13 protein-coding genes are annotated in these 18,102 nt (G+C 67.6%); 3 read left to right on the forward strand and 10 right to left on the reverse strand.

Annotated elements, in window-relative coordinates:
* Window positions 1–13 precede the first annotated feature (13 nt).
* Window positions 14–1,684, reverse strand: a complete 1,671-nt coding sequence (locus tag WS66_RS22620) for a methyl-accepting chemotaxis protein (protein WP_059606565.1) — start codon at window positions 1,682–1,684, stop codon at window positions 14–16.
* Between the two features lie 417 nt (window positions 1,685–2,101).
* Between WS66_RS22620 and WS66_RS22625 the strand changes: the two genes are divergently transcribed.
* Complete coding sequence (locus WS66_RS22625) at window positions 2,102–3,340, forward strand: MFS transporter (RefSeq protein ID WP_059606563.1); 1,239 nt, start codon at window positions 2,102–2,104, stop codon at window positions 3,338–3,340.
* Window positions 3,341–3,406: 66 nt separating this feature from the next.
* Here WS66_RS22625 and WS66_RS22630 read toward each other — a convergent pair whose 3' ends face one another.
* Both WS66_RS22630 and WS66_RS22635 read right to left on the reverse strand, forming a co-directional pair.
* Complete coding sequence (locus WS66_RS22630; RefSeq protein ID WP_059606561.1) at window positions 3,407–4,204, reverse strand: 5'-methylthioadenosine/adenosylhomocysteine nucleosidase; 798 nt, start codon at window positions 4,202–4,204, stop codon at window positions 3,407–3,409.
* The gene (locus tag WS66_RS22635) at window positions 4,201–6,564 is read right to left on the reverse strand and encodes a UvrD-helicase domain-containing protein (protein ID WP_059606559.1); all 2,364 of its coding nucleotides are present in this window, start codon (window positions 6,562–6,564) and stop codon (window positions 4,201–4,203) included. Before WS66_RS22635 ends, WS66_RS22630 begins: the two co-directional genes overlap by 4 nt.
* 213 nt (window positions 6,565–6,777) lie before the next feature.
* On the opposite strand from WS66_RS22635, the gene WS66_RS22640 reads away from it, so the two are divergent.
* Both WS66_RS22640 and galU read left to right on the forward strand, forming a co-directional pair.
* Window positions 6,778–9,645 carry a valine--tRNA ligase gene (locus tag WS66_RS22640; RefSeq protein ID WP_059606558.1) on the forward strand — a complete coding sequence of 956 codons (2,868 nt, stop codon included), beginning with the start codon at window positions 6,778–6,780 and terminating at the stop codon, window positions 9,643–9,645.
* An 87-nt stretch (window positions 9,646–9,732) separates the two neighbouring features.
* Entirely contained in the window at window positions 9,733–10,617 is an 885-nt protein-coding gene (galU, locus tag WS66_RS22645; RefSeq protein ID WP_059606556.1) for a UTP--glucose-1-phosphate uridylyltransferase GalU, read from the forward strand.
* A gap of 60 nt (window positions 10,618–10,677) precedes the next feature.
* Here galU and WS66_RS22650 read toward each other — a convergent pair whose 3' ends face one another.
* The 7 genes from WS66_RS22650 to WS66_RS22680 form a co-directional block, all read right to left on the reverse strand.
* A complete protein-coding gene (locus WS66_RS22650) occupies window positions 10,678–11,292 on the reverse strand; it encodes a DUF4136 domain-containing protein (RefSeq protein WP_059606554.1) in 615 nt (204 codons plus the stop codon).
* 37 nt (window positions 11,293–11,329) lie between these two features.
* On the reverse strand, window positions 11,330–13,717 hold the full coding sequence (locus WS66_RS22655) for a CHASE2 domain-containing protein (RefSeq protein ID WP_059606552.1): 2,388 nt from the start codon (window positions 13,715–13,717) through the stop codon (window positions 11,330–11,332).
* A 10-nt stretch (window positions 13,718–13,727) separates the two neighbouring features.
* Window positions 13,728–15,089, reverse strand: a complete 1,362-nt coding sequence (locus WS66_RS22660; protein ID WP_059606550.1) for a FecR family protein — start codon at window positions 15,087–15,089, stop codon at window positions 13,728–13,730.
* Window positions 15,086–15,790, reverse strand: a complete 705-nt coding sequence (locus WS66_RS22665; RefSeq protein ID WP_059606548.1) for a response regulator transcription factor — start codon at window positions 15,788–15,790, stop codon at window positions 15,086–15,088. The genes WS66_RS22660 and WS66_RS22665 overlap by 4 nt, the downstream gene beginning before the upstream one ends.
* Before the next feature lie 263 nt (window positions 15,791–16,053).
* Window positions 16,054–16,491, reverse strand: a complete 438-nt coding sequence (locus tag WS66_RS22670) for a hypothetical protein (protein ID WP_059606545.1) — start codon at window positions 16,489–16,491, stop codon at window positions 16,054–16,056.
* Between the two features lie 226 nt (window positions 16,492–16,717).
* Window positions 16,718–16,945, reverse strand: a complete 228-nt coding sequence (locus WS66_RS22675) for a sulfurtransferase TusA family protein (protein ID WP_006753156.1) — start codon at window positions 16,943–16,945, stop codon at window positions 16,718–16,720.
* 134 nt (window positions 16,946–17,079) lie between these two features.
* The gene (locus tag WS66_RS22680; RefSeq protein ID WP_059606543.1) at window positions 17,080–18,015 is read right to left on the reverse strand and encodes a LysR family transcriptional regulator; all 936 of its coding nucleotides are present in this window, start codon (window positions 18,013–18,015) and stop codon (window positions 17,080–17,082) included.
* Window positions 18,016–18,102: the final 87 nt, after the last annotated feature.

Raw genomic sequence — 18,102 nt, forward strand, 5'->3', positions numbered from 1 at the left:
GACGAAGCGACGCTCAGGCCGCGATGCGAAAGCGTCCGACCAGCGACTTGAGGGCCTGCGCCTGCTCGTCGAGCGCGTTCGCTGCTGCGGCTGCCTGTTCGACGAGCGCCGCGTTCTGCTGCGTGCCCGCATCCATCTGCGTGACGGCGCGGCCGATCTCGTCGATTCCCGCGCTCTGCTCGTCCGACGCCGCGGAGATCTCGCCGATGATGTCGGTCACGCGCTTGACCGCCCGCACCACGTCGTTCATCGTGCGGCCCGCATCGTGCGCGAGCGCCGCGCCGTTCGCGACGCGCTCGACCGACGCGCCGATCAGCGCACGGATCTCCTTCGCCGCGGTCGCCGCGCGCTGCGCGAGCAGCCGCACCTCGCCCGCGACCACCGAAAAACCGCGTCCCTGCTCACCCGCGCGCGCCGCCTCGACCGCGGCGTTCAACGCGAGAATGTTGGTCTGGAACGCGATCCCCTCGATCGTGCCGATGATGTCGCGAATGTTCCTCGCGCTATCGTCGATCTCGCTCATCGTCGCGACCACACGCCCGACGACTTCGCCGCCCGCCTCCGCGACGGCCGACGCATTGGCCGCGAGCGTGCTCGCTTGCCGCGCGTTCTCGGCATTCTGCCGCACCGTCGACGTGAGTTCCTCCATGCTGGCCGCGGTGCGCTCCAGCGCGACGGCCTGCTGCTCGGTGCGCCGCGACAGGTCGAGGTTACCGGTCGATATCTCGCCGGACGCGGCCGCGATCGCCTCGGCGCTGACGGCGATCTCGCCGACGGTCGCCGCGAGCCCGGTCTGCATATCGGACAGCGCACGCACCATGCTGTCGCGGTCGTGCCGGCCGAGCGGTATATGCCGTGTGAGGTCGCCGCGCGCGATGTCGGCGGCGATCGCCTTCGCCTCCGCGGGCTCGCCGCCGAGCTGCGACGCGAGGCGGCGCACAACCCCTTCGGCAATCGCGATCGCCAGCACGATCAGCGCGGCCGTCATCGCCGCGATCATCGCGAACGACGACGAGAAGATCGTTGCGGACGCATCGAGCGTCGCCTTCGACTTCGCGCCGCGCGTCTTCACCAGCATCGCGACGAGCTTCTCGAGCTTGCCGGTCTCGACCAGCAGCGACACGTCCTGCGTGCCGACTTGCCAGTTCATCTGCGACAGGTCGAGCGGCTGCGCCTGCACGAGCGCGACGAAATCGCGCAGATGGCCGCTCCACGTGCCGACCGCCATCGAGAACGCGCGCAGTCGCGCGGAATCGTCCGCATCGGACGGATCCGCGTATCGCTGCAGCGTCGAGAGCGCCTGGCCGATCGACGCGAGCCCCGCGCCAACCTCGGCGCCCAGGTCGTCGCGCTCCTTCGCGGTGGTCGCGGTCAGCAGCATCTTCTGCGCGCGGCTCGCGCGCAGCACCTCGGCGCGCACCTCCTCCGCCGCCCGGCTCGCGACGTGCCCCTGCTCATAGACCGACGCAATCGACGCGTTCAGCCGGCTGATCTGCCACAACGAAAACACGCCGATCGCGAGCGTGCCGGCCAGCAGGATCGCGAAGGCCGCGCGCAACGTCGCCTTGACCGTCCACGACCGGCGTTCGCGCCCGGCTGAGCGCGCGCGCCATGCGGCGGGCCTGACGGCTGCGTCGGATGCGGCGGCCGCAACCGGCCGCGGATGCAATGAAGCTGCTTTCATCGATATTTCCCCGTATTGATCATGCCGCCGGAAAGGTCGGTTCCGGCGGCCGGCATTGCCGCGATGGCCCGCCATGCCGCGCGCCCTGCGCTCGCCCGGCTCGTGGCCGGTGCCGCACGTGGCGCACTTGTGATGTCGCTGCGTCGTTCTACGGCCGCCATCGGCGCGCCTTGAGTCCGGACAAACACCGATCCGGTCCCGCGCGGCCCGATGAAAGGCGGACCCGCCGCAGCGTCGCAGCGTTATACCTGGCCAAAAAACGCGTCATGGCCGAATCGTCACAGCAATGTCCGAATCGCGACAAAACTTGTCCTGACATTCTCGATGCGCCACATTAGACTTCTTTGACGCAACAACGATTCGAACGCGCCGATCCCCATCAGAGCGCGTCCCGCCACCTCAACTCGCTCAGCTCACATGGAAACCAGCCTCGATACGGGCGCCGGCGCAACAGCCGCAGCCCAGCCGTCTGCCCCACCCGCTCCGCGTACCGTTTACCCCGTGCTCGGCGCGATCAGCTTCTCGCACATGCTCAACGACATGATCCAGTCGTTGATCCTCGCGATCTATCCGATGCTCAAGAGCCAGTTCGCGCTGTCGTTCGCGCAGATCGGCCTGATCACGCTGACCTACCAGATCACCGCGTCGCTGCTGCAGCCGCTTGTCGGCCTGTACACGGACAAGCGGCCGAAACCGTATTCGCTGCCGGTCGGGATGGGCTTCACCCTCGCGGGGCTGCTGCTGATGTCGGCCGCGCAGAACTTCCCGACGCTGCTGGCGGCGGCGGCGCTGGTCGGCTGCGGCTCATCGGTGTTCCATCCGGAATCGTCGCGCGTCGCGCGGATGGCATCGGGCGGTCAGCACGGGCTCGCGCAGTCGCTGTTCCAGGTCGGCGGCAACGCAGGTTCGGCACTCGGGCCGCTGCTCGCCGCGCTGGTGATCATTCCGCACGGCCAGCACAGCATTGCGTGGTTCTCGGCGGCCGCGCTCGTCGCGATGGTCGTCCTCACGCAGATCGGCCACTGGTACAAGAAGCATCCGTCGATGAAGAAGAAGGCCGCGGCGGCCGGCCATCCGACGCTGTCGCAGGGCCGCGTGCTCGCCGCGATCGGCGTGCTGGTGCTGCTGGTCTTCTCGAAGTACTTCTACCTCGCAAGCATCAACAGCTATTTCACGTTCTACCTGATCGACAAGTTCCACCTGTCGGTGCAGGCCGCGCAGATCCACCTGTTCGTGTTCCTCGCGGCGGTCGCGGCCGGCACGCTGATCGGCGGGCCGGTTGGCGACCGGATCGGCCGCAAGTACGTGATCTGGGTGTCGATCCTCGGTGTCGCGCCGTTCACGCTGCTGCTGCCGTACGCGAACCTGTTCTGGACAAGCGTGCTGAGCGTGATCATCGGCGTCGTGCTGGCGTCGGCGTTCGCCGCGATCCTCGTCTATGCGACGGAGCTGATGCCCGGCAAGGTCGGGATGGTCGCGGGCCTGTTCTTCGGCTTCGCGTTCGGCCTGGGCGGCGTGGGTGCCGCCGTGCTCGGCCAGCTCGCGGATGCGACGAGCATCACGTTCGTCTACAAGGTGTGCTCGTTCCTGCCGCTGATCGGCGTGCTGACGGTGTTCCTGCCGAACCTCGAAAGCAGCCGGCGCAAGAAGACGTGACGAACCGGCCGCGGCATGTGTGCCGCGGCCGGCCGACCGATTCGAAGGGAAAGTGCGACGGCGGCTTCAGGCCGCCGTCGTCGCATGCAGCGAAAGGAAACGCTTGAGGATGCCGGACGAATAGCTGCTCGCGATCGCCGACAGGAAATGCGAGAACGACTGCGTCGCGTGATCGTCGGCCGTATCGGAGATCGTGCGCACGATGGCGAACGGCACGTCGTGCTCGGCGCACACCTGCGCGATCGCCGCACCTTCCATCTCGACCGCGAGCGCGTCCGGCAGCGCGTCGCGCAGCGCGACGACTTCCCGCTCGCTCGACACGAAGCGGTCGCCGCTGATGATCAGCCCGCCGTGCAACGTCGCACCCGCCAGCCCGAAACGCTCGGCGAACCGCGCGCCCTCCTCGGCGACGAACAGCGTGCACGCGGCCTTCAGACGAGCCGTCAGCGCCGCATCGGTCGCGAACCGCGTGATGCCGAGCAGCGGCACCTCGTAGCGCGGAAACAGCGGCGACGCATCGAGATCGTGCTGCAGCAGCAGATCGGCGACGACGACGTCGCCGATGCGTACCGTGCGCGACACGCCGCCGGCGACGCCGGTGAATACGATGCCGGACACGCCGAACACATGAATCAGTGCGCTGACCGTCGCGGCGGCCGCAACCTTGCCGACCCGCGCGAGCGTGACGACGCAGGCCGCGCCATGCACGGTGCCGACGTGATAATCGCGGCGACCGAGCGTGATCGTCTTCATCGCGCCTTCGGCACGCATCGCGGCGATCAGGTCGCCGAGTTCCTCGGGCAGCGCTGCCAGAATGCCGAGCGGGCGCGTCGAAACCATTTCAGTCATGGCGATGCTCATCATTCCACCGCCTGCAGTTTCGCGACCGCCAGCGCGAGCCACTTCTCGCCGTGCCGTTTGAACTTCACCTGCGCCTTCGCATCGGCGCCGTTGCCTTCGAGCGCGGTGACCGTCCCCTCGCCGAACTTGGTATGGAATACCTGCTGGCCGATGCGGAAGCCGGTGTCCGCCGCGCGCTGCTTGTTCGCGAACGCCGGCAGCGGCGCGGAGACCGCCGCGTCGACGACCTGCTCGCGACTGCCGCCGCCCGGCCGCGCGAACCAGTCGCGCCCCCAGCCGGCGTTGTCCGAGCGGCCGCCCCAGCGCGAACCCGCCTCGACCTTCGGCGTGAGCCACTTCAGCACGTGCTCCGGCAATTCGTCGAAAAAGCGCGAGCGCACGTTGTATCGCGTCTGGCCGTGCAGCATCCGGCTCTGCGCGAACGACAGGTAGAGCCGCTCCTTCGCGCGCGTGATCGCGACGTACATCAGCCGCCGCTCTTCCTCGAGACCATCCGATTCGAGCACGCTGTTCTCGTGCGGGAACAGCCCTTCCTCGAGGCCGGTGATGAACACGGCCGAGAATTCGAGACCCTTCGCCGCGTGCACCGTCATCAGCTGCACCGCGTCCTGGCCGGCCTGCGCCTGGTTGTCGCCGGCTTCCAGCGACGCGTGCGACAGGAAGCCCGCGAGCGGCGTCATCGTGTCGGGGTTCTGCGCGGGGTCGCCGAGCGGCGCCGGATCGAGCACGTCGACTGTCGGATCGTCGACGGCCACGCCAAGCTCCGGCGCCGCGATCGCGCCCGCGCGCAGCGGAATCGAGCGGGCCGGCGCATCGAGCCCGTAACCTTCCTCGCTGACGAACGCGGTGGCCGCGTTCACGAGTTCCTGCAAGTTCTCGAGGCGGTCCTGGCCTTCGCGCTCGCCCTGGTAGAAATCGGCGAGGCCACTCGCGCGCACGACGTATTCGACCGTTTCCGGCAGGCTCATCTGCTGCGTCTCGGCGCGCATCTTCGCGACGAGGTTCGCGAACGCGCCGAGGCTCGTGCCGGCCTTGCCGGTGACGTACGGGATCGCCGCGGCCATCGAGCAGTCGTACAGGCGCGCGGCGTCCGCGAGCTGCTCGATCGAGCGCGCGCCGATCCCGCGCGTCGGGAAATTCACGACGCGCACGAACGCGGTGTCGTCGTTCGGGTTGTCGATCAGGCGCAGGTACGCGAGCGCGTGCTTCACTTCCTGGCGCTCGAAGAAGCGCAGGCCGCCGTACACGCGATACGGGATGCCCGACGTCATCAGCGTGTGCTCGATCGCACGCGACTGCGCATTGCTGCGATACAGGACGGCCACCTCGCTGCGCGACATCCCGGTGTTGATCAGCGAGCGGATCTCCTCGACGATCCAGCCGGCTTCCTGCGCATCGGTGCTCGCCTCGTACACGCGCACGGGCTCGCCATGGCCGGCGTCGGTGCGCAGGTTCTTGCCGAGGCGATGCGAGTTGTTCGAGATCAGCTGGTTCGCCGCGTCGAGGATGTTGCCGTGCGACCGGTAGTTCTGCTCGAGCTTGATCAGGTTGCGCACGCGGAATTCGTCTTCGAAGTCGCGCATGTTGCCGACGTTCGCACCGCGGAACGCGTAGATCGACTGGTCGTCGTCGCCGACCGCGAAGATCGCGTTCTCGCCGCCCGCGAGCATCTTGAGCCACGCGTACTGCAGCTTGTTGGTGTCCTGGAACTCGTCGACGAGAATATGCTTGAAGCGCGCCTGGTAGTGCGCGCGCAGCGGCGCGTTGTACGCGAGCAGCTCGTAGCAGCGCAGCAGCAGCTCGGGGAAGTCGACGACACCCTCGCGCTGGCACTGCTGGTCGTACGCCTGGTAGAGCTCGACGAACTTGCGGTTGAAGTTGTCGGACGCGTCGACCTTGTCGGGACGCAGCCCCTGCTCCTTCGCGTTGTTGATGAAGTACTGGACGTTCTTCGGCGGATATTTTTCGTCGTCGACATTCGCCGCCTTCATCAGCCGCTTGATCGCGGACAACTGGTCGGCCGTGTCGAGGATCTGGAAGGTCTGCGGCAGGCCGGCGTCGCGCCAGTGCGTGCGCAGCATCCGGTTGCACAGCCCGTGGAACGTGCCGATCCACATGCCGCGCGTGTCGATCGGCATCATCGCCGACAGCCGCGCCATCATTTCGCGCGCGGCCTTGTTCGTGAAGGTGACGGCAAGCACGGTGGCCGGCGACGCGTAGCCCTGCTGAATCAGCCACGCGATGCGCGTGATCAGCACGCGGGTCTTGCCGCTGCCCGCCCCCGCGAGGATCAGCGCCGGTTCGTTCGGCAGCGTGACGGCGGCGTATTGTTCAGGGTTCAGATTGGCGAGCAGATCGGGCATGGAGCGGCAGCGGACGTGCGAGAAAAGTGCGGACCCGCCATTATAAGTCGGCCGCGCGATGCCGTTTTCGATCCGTTCCGCCGCATGCCGTCGCCCGTGTTGCGGTGCCCCTGCGACCTGCCCGCGCGGGCAAGCGATGGCTGGCCGATGTGCATCCATTTATAATTGTCAGATTCGGCATCCAATTCACGCATTTTTCGGCAGATTTCCACCATGAGCGACAACACGCTTGCGAAGAGTTTCGAGCCCCGCACCATCGAGTCCCAATGGGGGCCGGAGTGGGAAAAGCGCGGCTATGCGGCCCCGGCCTTCGATCCGGCCCGCCCCGATTTCTCGATCCAGTTGCCGCCGCCGAACGTGACGGGCACGCTGCACATGGGCCACGCGTTCAACCAGACGATCATGGACGGCCTCACCCGCTACCACCGGATGCTCGGCGAGAACACACTGTGGCTGCCCGGCACCGACCACGCGGGGATCGCGACCCAGATCGTCGTCGAGCGCCAGCTCGACGCACAGGGCGTGTCGCGCCACGACCTCGGCCGTGAGAAGTTCGTCGAGCGCGTGTGGGAATGGAAGGAAAAATCCGGTTCGACGATCACCGGCCAGGTGCGCCGCCTCGGCGCGTCGCCCGACTGGACGCGCGAATACTTCACGATGGACGACAAGATGTCGGCCGCCGTGCGCGACGTGTTCGTCACGCTCTACGAACAGGGCCTGATCTACCGCGGCAAGCGCCTCGTCAACTGGGATCCGGTGCTGCTCACCGCGGTGTCGGATCTCGAGGTCGCGAGCGAGGAGGAAAACGGCCACCTGTGGCACATCCGCTACCCGCTCGTCGACGGTTCGGGCTCGCTGACCGTCGCGACGACGCGTCCCGAGACGATGCTCGGCGACGTCGCGCTGATGGTCCATCCGGAGGACGAACGCTACGCGCACCTGATCGGCAAGCTCGTCACGCTGCCGCTGACGGGCCGCGAGATCCCGGTGATCGCCGACGACTACGTCGACCGCGAGTTCGGCACGGGTGTCGTGAAGGTCACGCCCGCGCACGACTTCAACGACTACCAGGTCGGCCTGCGCCACAACCTCACGCCGATCGAGATCCTGACGCTCGACGCCAAGATCAACGACAACGGTCCCGAGCAGTATCGCGGCCTCGACCGCTTCGACGCGCGCAAGGCGATCGTCGCCGACCTCGATGCGGAAGGCTTCCTCGACTCCGTGAAGCCGCACAAGCTGATGGTGCCGCGCGGCGACCGCACGGGCGTCGTGATCGAGCCGATGCTGACCGACCAGTGGTTCGTCGCGATGACGAAGCCGGCGCCGGAAGGCACGTTCAACCCGGGCAAGTCGATCACCGAAACGTCGCTCGACGTCGTGCGCAACGGCCAGATCAAGTTCGTGCCGGAAAACTGGACGACCACCTACTACCAGTGGCTCGAGAACATCCAGGACTGGTGCATCTCGCGCCAGCTGTGGTGGGGCCACCAGATTCCCGCATGGTACGGCGAGGACGGCGAGGTGTTCGTCGCACGCAACGAGGAAGACGCGCGCGCGAAGGCCGCCGCGCAGGGCTACACGGGCGCGCTGAAGCGCGATGAAGACGTGCTCGACACGTGGTTCTCGTCGGCGCTCGTGCCGTTCTCGTCGCTCGGCTGGCCGAACGAAACGCCTGAACTGAAGCACTTCCTGCCGTCGTCGGTACTCGTCACGGGCTTCGACATCATCTTCTTCTGGGTCGCCCGGATGGTGATGATGACGACGCACTTCACCGGCAAGGTGCCGTTCCACACCGTCTACGTGCACGGCCTCGTGCGCGACGCGGAAGGCCAGAAGATGTCGAAGAGCAAGGGCAACACGCTCGACCCGATCGACATCGTCGACGGCATCGACCTCGAAACGCTGGTCGCGAAGCGCACGACGGGCCTGATGAACCCGAAACAGGCCGCCACCATCGAGAAGAAGACGCGCAAGGAATTCCCGGACGGCATCGCCGCGTTCGGCACCGACGCGCTGCGCTTCACGATGGCGTCGATGGCGACGCTCGGCCGCAACGTGAATTTCGACCTCGCGCGCTGCGAAGGCTATCGCAACTTCTGCAACAAGCTGTGGAACGCCACGCGCTTCGTGCTGATGAACTGCGAAGGCCACGACTGCGGCGCCGACAAGCCGGAAGTGTGCGGCGCGGGCGACTGCGGCCCCGGCGGCTACCTCGACTTCTCGGCGGCCGACCGCTGGATCGTGTCGCTCCTGCAGCGCACCGAGGCCGACATCGCGAAGGGCTTCGCCGACTACCGCTTCGACAACATCGCCACCAGCATCTACAAGTTCGTGTGGGACGAGTACTGCGACTGGTACCTCGAACTCGCGAAGGTGCAGATCCAGAACGGCACGCCGGAACAGCAGCGCGCGACGCGCCGCACACTGCTGCGCGTGCTGGAAACGGTGCTGCGCCTCGCGCACCCGATCATTCCGTTCATCACCGAAGCGCTCTGGCAGAAGGTCGCGCCGCTCGCCGGCCGTTATCCGCAAGGCAAGGCCGAGGGCGAAGCGTCGCTGATGACGCAGGCGTATCCGATTGCGAACCTGCAGAAGATCGACGAGGCATCGGAGCAATGGGCGGCCGACCTGAAGGCGATCGTCGACGCGTGCCGCAACCTGCGCGGCGAGATGAACCTGTCGCCGGCGACCAAGGTGCCGCTGCTCGCGGCCGGCGATGCCGAGCGCCTGCGCTCGTTCGCGCCGTACGTCCAGGCCCTCGCCCGCCTGTCGGAAGTGCAGATCCTGGCCGACGAAGCGACGCTCGACCAGACGGCGCACGGCGCGCCGATCGCGATCGTGGGCCCGAACAAGCTGGTGCTGAAGGTGGAAATCGACGTCGCGGCCGAACGCGAGCGCCTGTCGAAGGAAATCGCGCGTCTGACGGGCGAAATCGCGAAGTGCAACGCGAAGCTCGGCAACGAGGCGTTCGTCGCGAAAGCGCCGCCGGCCGTGGTCGAACAGGAGCAGAAGCGCGTCGCGGAATTCCAGAGCACGCTGGAAAAACTGCGCGCTCAGCTCGATCGGTTGCCTGCGTAACAAACAGTAAGGTCGTTTGCGTTCACTATAATCGGAACGTGAACATAGACTGTCTGACAAGTCGATTACAGGAATAAAGGTTCGATCATGTTGAAAGTCACCAAGGCGGTATTCCCCGTTGCCGGTCTCGGCACGCGGTTCCTCCCGGCAACGAAGGCGAGCCCGAAGGAAATGCTGCCCGTCGTCGACAAGCCGCTGATCCAGTACGCCGTCGAGGAAGCGATCGCCGCGGGCATCACCGAGATGATCTTCGTGACCGGGCGCAGCAAGCGCGCGATCGAGGATCACTTCGACAAGTCGTACGAAGTCGAGGCCGAACTCGAGGCGCGCGGCAAGGAAAAACTGCTCGAACTCGTGCGCAGCATCAAGCCGAGCCACGTCGACTGCTTCTACGTGCGCCAGCCGGAAGCACTCGGCCTCGGCCATGCGGTGCTGTGCGCGGAGAAGCTCGTCGCCGACAATCCGTTCGCGGTGATCCTCGCCGACGACCTGCTCGACGGCAACCCGCCCGTGATGAAGCAGATGGTCGATGTGTTCGACCACTATCACAGCTCGGTGATCGGCGTGGAAGAGATCCCGCCGTCGGAGACGAAGTCGTACGGCATCGTCGACGGCAAGGAATGGGAAGAGTCGATCGTCAAGATGTCGGCGATCGTCGAGAAGCCGGCGCCGGAAGTCGCGCCGTCGAACCTCGGCGTGGTCGGCCGCTACATCCTGAAGCCGCGGATCTTCCAACACCTGCGCGCGCTGAAGCCGGGTGCGGGCGGCGAGTTGCAGCTCACCGACGCGATCCAGGCGCTGCTCGCCGATGAACAGGTGCTGGCGTACAAGTACCAGGGCACGCGCTACGACTGCGGCAGCAAGCTCGGCTACCTGAAGGCGACGGTCGAATTCGCGCTGCGCCACCCGGAAGTCGGCGCAGAGTTCGACGCGTACCTGCGCGCGCGCGGCAACGGGCACCCGGCTGCCTGAACGCGGCACGGGCCGGCCTCGCCTGCGCGGCGGGCCCGCCCTCACCTCACGGCCGGCGCGTCAGCGCATGGCGGCCGACTTCACAGAGACGACGCTTGGCATTGCGCCCGCGTCGTCTTTTTTCGTCTTCACGAGCCAGCCGTCGCCCTGCTCGAACGGCAGCTTCGCGAGCGCGCTCTTCACGAGCGTCGGCGCGGCCCGCTGCGTGCCCGCATCGCGATCGCGCATCGACGCCGACACGCGATAGACGTCGGCGCCCGACTTCGCGTCGGCGAAACGCAGCGTCAGCACGTGGCGGTACACCTTGCCGGCGAACGGCAGCGCCAACGGTGCCGGCCCGTCGACGGTCACGCACGCGCTGCTTGCCGCACCGCACTGGTCGGCCGTCGCCGCGACCGACGCCGGCTGCGTCGCGTACGCGATCGACAGCCGGTAGCGCGCGGCCCGGCCGGGCTGCGCGTCGAAGCCGCGGTGCGCGAGTTCGTCGCGCACGAGCGTCTCGATCTGCCGGTATTCGGCGTCGTCCGCCTGAGCGGCCGTGCGAACGAAATCGTAGTCGTGCGCCCCGGATTCGAACGCGGTCGGCTGCCCGAGCGCGCTCACGCCGGTCGTGACGCCGGCGCAACCCGTCAACAGCGCCACCGCCACCGCGGTCGCTGCCCATTCCTTTCTCATGACTTCCCCCAAATGCCTGCCGTCGTGCCCGGCCCTGTCAGGCGGACGGCTCGTCGATCGCGGGCAGCGACACCGTCACCGCGGTGCCGACACCCACTTCGCTGTCGACCGTCACGCTGCCGCCGTGGCGCGTGACGACCGTCTTCACGAATGCCATGCCGAGCCCCGAGCCCGAGATTTCAGGCCGCTCGCCCGCATGGAATCGCTTGAAACGCTCGAACAGATGCCGCTGATCTTCCGGCGCAATGCCGTACCCCTGATCGCGAATCGTACAGAACATCCGCTTCGACGCATGCTCGACCGTCAGCGTACACGTGATCACCGTGTCGGACGGACTGTATTTGACCGCATTGTTCAGCAAGTTGACGAACGCGCGCGTGATCAGCGAGCGGTCGGCACGCGCCCAGCACATGTCGGTGCCGACGTCGGTCTCGATGCGGATGCGCTTCGCCTGCGCCTGCGGCCAGACTTCGTCGCTCGCGTCGATCAGCACGTCGACGAGGCTGGTCGGTTCGAGCTGATATGCCTGCGACTCCGCGCGCGCCAGCTGCACGAACTCGTCGGCAAGTGACAGCGCGCGGTGCGCATACCGCTCGATCCGCGCGAGCAGCCCGCGCATCGCGTCGGTTTCGACGCGATCGCGCTCGATCTCGACGAGCGCGAGGATCGACGACTGCGGCGAGCGCATGTCGTGCGACAGCAGGTGCAGCGCCTCCTCGCGCTGCCGCTCGGCCGCGTGCAGTTCGGTCACGTCGACGAGGCCGGCGATCCAGCCCGTCACGTGACCCTGCGCATTCGTACACGGGGCGTAGCGTAACAGATGGTCGAGCCCGTCGCGATCGCGCACCTCGATGCCGCGCGCCATCGCTTCGTCTTCGGCCCCGAGCGTCGGGTCGAGCGCGGCCGGCCAGTGTTCGCGGATCGTGACGTCGTGTTCGGCGTTGCCGTCGACGGTCTTCATGAAGGTCAGCTCGCCGAGCGCGGCGCGCAGCGGCCGCCCTTCCGGCAGCGGCAGCGCGAGGCGCTCCCCGTAGCGCTTCGCCGCGTGGTTCGCGATCAGCACGGTCCCGGCCAGGTCGGTGACGAAGATCGGCTCCGGCATGCTGTCGAGGCTGTCCCACACGAAGCGCTTCATGTCCTGGACGCGCTGCGCGGCCTGCGCCATCAGCGCCATCTGCCGTTCGAGCACGTCGCCGCCGACGCTGCGCGTGCGCGGCGCCTCGGGCAGCAGATGCGGCTCGTCGGCCAGCCGCTGCAGTTCGCGGCGCAGGTACGACATCGTCATTTCCAGGCGCCGCCAGTTCCAGATCGGGTAGACGGCGATCAGCCCGAAGATCGCCGGCGCGGGCGACAGCCACACGCGCGCCTCGAACAGCAGCGCCAGGCTCGCGACGACGGACAGCGCGGCCAGGCTCAGCGTCAGCAGCAGCGCGCGCCACGGCGACAGCATCAGGAATCCGCCCAGCAGCACGGCGAGCGGCAGCAGCGATGCGGCGAAGAGCCAGATACGAGACGCGGGCAGGATCGCGCTGCCGGTGGCCAGCATGTCGAGCACGTTCGCATGAATGTACACGCCGGCGAGCGGGCCGAAGTCACCCGACACCGGGGTCGCGAAGCGGTCGTAGAGGCCCGATGCGGTCACGCCGACGACAACGATCTTGCCGCGCAGCGCGTCGGGTTTCACGCGTCCTTCGAGCACGTCGTCGAACGACAGCGTCGGATAGGCGGGCGTGTTGCGGCTGAACGGGATCAGGTAGCGGCCCTCCCCGGTCGCGTCGCGCGACAGGTCGTGCGCATTCGCGCCGGGCACACCGCCGACCGGATGCAGCCGGCCGGCCTGGATCGCACGATAGACGGGCACCATCAGTTGCGGCCAGCGCACGCGTCCGTCGCTTTCGAACAGCGCGACGCTGCGCACGATACCGTCGGGGTCGACTTCGAGATTGATGTGGCCAAGCCCCATCGTGCGTGCCGACAGCTCGGCCACCGGCGGATCGATGGTGCGCGTGCCGTCCGCCTGCTCGGGACTCAGCAAGACAGGCAGGAAGGTCGGCACACGGGTCATTGCGTCCGCGAACGCGCGATCTTCCGGCGACGGCTCGGTAAACAGCACGTCGTAGACGACGGCAGCCGGCTGCGCACGCGCCAGCGTGTCGAGCAGCCGCGCGTGCACGCTGCGCGGCCACGGCCAGCGGCCGAGTGCGGACACGCTCTGGTTGTCGATGTCGACGATGACGACATCGGGCGACAACGGCAGGCTGCGCAGCATCAGCAGCCGGTCGTAGATGAGCCCGTCGACGCTGGACGAGAACCGGCCGAACGCGCACGCGAGGATTACCGCGATCCCGAGGCAGCCGATCGCGATCCACTCGATCAGGAAGCGGCGGCCGAGGCGCCGCCGCGGGGAAACGGAGTCGGTTTTCATGCGCCGCGGGTCAGCGCGACAACGTGAATGCGCTGACCGGACTCGTCTTCTGATAGAACTTTCCGCCGTCGAACTCCTCGACCGTCACCGCCCAGTAGTAGTCGCCGGGCGGCAGGTGCGCGACCGTGATCCTGCGCGCCTGCAGGCCCATCTGGTCGACGACCGGCGCGCTCAGGTCCTTCGAGCGCGACAGAACGAACCGATAACGCGCATCCTTGCTCGCGCCATTCGGCGACCAGCGGAACTCATAGCCGTTCGGGCCGGCCGACGCGGTCGCGTCGAGCCCCATCAGGCGCCGCTCGAACGCGTAAATGTGAGGCATGCCTTCGAGGCCGTTGTCGTCAATCGCGGCAATCCGGACGAAGTACGTACCGTTCGGCACCTCGCGGAACACCGCGCGCGACGAGACCGTGCGCGTTTCGCTGAACAGCTCGAGCATGCCCGCGTCGCGCGCGAGCTGCAGGTGATAGGCATGCGCACGCTCGAGCGGCACGATGTCGAAGGTGAGATCAGACTCGTCCTGCACCTTGTCGGGATGCATGAGCGCGGGCGCCGGCAGCAGTGGCACGGGTGCGCCGACCGCGCCGGACGACGTCGAGACGCTGCCGAAGTTCGCATGCACGAGCGTCGGATCGGCCGACTGCTGCTTGCCCGCGACGCCGACGGTGCCGTCGAGCACCTCGACGCGCGTCGCCGCGTTGCCGGCGGCGTCGTAGTTCACGCGGAACCGCGTGCCGCGCACACCGGCCACGACCGACGGCGAGCGGATCTGGAAGCGGTCGTCGCGCTTCTTCAGATGCGTGACCTCGCTGTCGACCGAGCCTCGCGTGAGTTCGAATTCGCGATCGAGCGTGCCGGTCAGCACGGTGCGGCGCAAGGTCTTCAGGTCGAGCTGACTGTCGGGCGGCAGGCTCATGTGCGTGCCGTCGGCCAGTTCAAGCGTCAGGAAGCCGTTCGCGCCCGTGCGCACGCGGTCGCCCTCGGTGAGCGTCGCATCGCTCACGAGCGGCGCGTAAGCGGCGCCGGACGCGCGCTCGGCCGTGCCCTGCACTGCGACGACGCGCGCGGTCAGCTTTTCCTTGCGCAAGCGCGCGACGGGCAGCTTCAGCGCAACGCCCGGCTGCAGGCGCTTCGGCGCGGGCACGCCGTTGATCTGCTGCACGAGTTGCCAGTCGTCCGGGCCCTGCAGGTAGCGCGCGGCGACGTCGTACAGCGTGTCGCCGGCATGCGTGCGGTAGACGACCGTCTTGCCCACGGCAGCGGGCGGCTGCGCAACGGCCTGCTGTGCCGCGAACGCGAACGCGACCGCGCACGCCGCGTACAGTGCCGCCGTGCGCAAGCGCGCCGTGCGCTGCGTGATTCGCTGGGTCACTCCGGTTCTCCCTGGCCGACCCGCTCGAGCCGGTAGCCGTAGCCGTAGATCGGCGCGAGGCGATAACCGTTTTCCGGCCGCAGGCCGAGCTTCGTGCGCAGCATCGAGATGTGCGTGTCCATCGTGCGCGACGGAATGTCGGTCGCCTGCTTCCACACGAGATCGAGAATGTGCGCGCGCGACAGCGGTCGGTCGAGGTGCTGGAACAGCAGCAGCGCGAGCTCGAATTCCTTCTGCGTGAGGCTCACGGCCTTGTCGCCGACGTACGCCTGCTTCAGGTTCACGTCGAAGCGGAACTGGTCGAACTCGCGAACGGTCGCCTCCGCGTTGATCGGATACGCGCGCCGCAGCAGCGAGCCGATGCGCGCGCGCAGGATCGGGCCCGACACGGGCTTGACCACATAATCGTCGGCGCCGGCGTTGAGGATCTGCGTGATCCCCGCCTCGTCGTCGCGGCTCGTCATGAAGATGATCGGCAGGCTGTGCTCGGTCTGGTTCGCACGCACCCACTTGAGCACTTCCTCGCCGGACATGTCCGGCACATTCCAGTCGAGCACGAGCAGATCGAACGTCTCGCGCTGCAGACGCTTCTTCAGGGCCTTGCCTTCCTTGAACGCATAGCATGTGTGGCCGGCGGCCGTCAGCGTTTGACTGACGAAATCCGTCTGGGCCGGATCGTCATCCAGTACAGCAATTCTCATAGCACCCCGCAAATCGAAATCGATTCGTCCAGTTCAGCTCCCCGCGCTCACCCCGCGCAGCACGCGCGCAGCCGCCGACGCCGGCCGGCGAGCCGTCGTTTGCCGAGCGCGCACCCTGCGCGACACGGCACCCCGGCAAAATATCTCGAAAACGGGGCACGGACGAACCGGCGATTTCACCATAGTAGTATGAAATTCGCCAAGAAATTGCGCGAACTACGGTCCTTTATTCGAATAATCCTTCCCGTCGCGCGATCGCGCGCCTAGTCGGGGCCCGCCTTGCCGGCCACCGGCTCGACCAGATCGTCGGTCGACAGGCGCCGCAGCCGCGCGACCGGGAGATCTTCCGGCTGCCGCAGCAGCCGCTCCAGCTGGCCGCGCACGCGCTCCCACGCCGGCGCCGCGTAGTCGGGCTGGCTCGCCGCCCACGTCTGCGCGATATCGAACACGCGCTCGACCGTTGCGCCGCAATATGTGAAGCCTGCGCCGTCGTCCTGCGCGGCGCCGCGCAGCCTTTCATCGAGCGATTCGGCCAGCCACGGCATCTCGGCCGCCGCCGAATCGGCATACGCTTCCAGCGCGGCACGCGCGTGGCGATCCCGTTCCGGGTCGAGCTCGATCCGGCTCAACCCCGCCGCGCGTGCGGGCGTGATGCATTCCGCTGCGGACGGACTTCGAATGGTCCCTGGTCTGAAGGACATGTCCTCTCCCCGTTTGTACGACGGTAGCGTCAGGCATGGCCCCCGTGCCAGCCTCATATGACGTACCGTGGCCGGCGCATCCATCCGAGACGGACGACCGGCCGGGTCAGTATACGCAGCCGGCCGTGTGACGAGGTTTAAGAATTGTCAGAGGTGTCAGAGGCGCGGCCGGGCCGCAACGAGCGCTGCCCGTGCGGGTGCCGCAAGCGGCGCGTGATGCAGACCGTCAGCGGCGGCGCATCAGGAATACGAACGTCTTGTCCTGGGTCGTGACTTCGACGATCTCGTTGCCCGTCTGCTTCGCGAACGCGGCGAAATCGCGCTGCGAGCCCGGATCGGTCGCGAGCACCTTGAGGATCTGCCCACTCTCCATATCAGCGAGCGCTTTCTTGGCGCGCAGGATCGGCAACGGGCAATTGAGCCCGCGCGCATCCACTTCCTTGTGAATCTGCATCGGTTGTCGACCTTCGAATGACGCGCCACACGGGCGCGGGAGGAAACGCCAATTTTACCGCAGCGCCCCCCTGCCCGCGCGGCCGGGGCCCGGTCATGCGGCGCGGCGCGCCCGCCCTCGCGAGCCCTCGCCCGTCAGGCGCCCGTGAAACCGCCCGCGAGCCGCTCGCGCAGGTGCCGCACGAGCGCGCGCACGGCACTCGGCACGACCGGGCTGTACGGCCGGATCGCGAAGATGTGGTCGCCAAACGCGCCCGACGGCCGCCAGCCGTCGAGCAGCGCGACGAGCCGGCCGGCGTCGAGATCGCGCCGCGCGCTGAAATCCGGCAGCAGCGCGATGCCGAGCCCGCCGAGCGCGGCCTCGCGCATCGCCTCGCTGTTGTTCGCCGCAAAGCTGCCGCGCACGGGCACGCTCACGCGCTGGCGCCGGCGGCCGTCCGGCTCGAAGCTCCAGGCCGCCGGTTCGTTGTCGCGCAGGTAGCACAGGCAGCTGTGGTCGACGAGTTCGCTCGGGTGGCGCGGCGTGCCGCGCGCGTCGAGGTAGTCTCGGCTCGCGACGAGCAACGAACGCGTGTCGCACAGCTTCCACGCGACGTGGGTTTGCGGCGCGATCGTCGTATGGCGGATCGCGAGGTCGAAACCCTCCTGCGTCAGCGAATGCAGCCGGTCGGACAGGTCGAGTTCGATATGCACGCCCGGATGCTGCCGCAGGAAATCGGGCAAGTGCGGCACGACCTGCTGGCGCCCCAGCGCGACGGGCACCGTCACACGCAGCAGCCCGCGCGGTTCGCCGGCCAGGTCCTTCACGCGCGCGAAGTGCTGGCCGATCGATTCGAACGCGTCGCGCGTGCTGTCGACCAGCGTCTGCCCCGCGTCAGTGAGCCGAACGCTGCGCGTCGTGCGCCGCACCAGCGGCACGCCGGCCGCCTTCTCGAGATCGGCGATGCGCTGGCTCATCGCGGCCTTGCTGATACCGAGCCGCTGCGCGGCGGCCGTGAAACTGCCTGCCGCCGCCAGCACGGTCAGCGAATGGATATGCGGCCAGAGCGCCTGGACATTTTGCTGATTCATTCGCCGATTATTCAGAATTCTGAACAGTGAATCAAGCTGCGCGGCCTTCTCCCGCCCCGCCGCTTTGCCTAGACTAGGTTCCGTCCA

The organism is Burkholderia sp. LA-2-3-30-S1-D2 (genome assembly GCF_001523915.2).
GTDB lineage: Bacteria > Pseudomonadota > Gammaproteobacteria > Burkholderiales > Burkholderiaceae > Burkholderia > Burkholderia diffusa.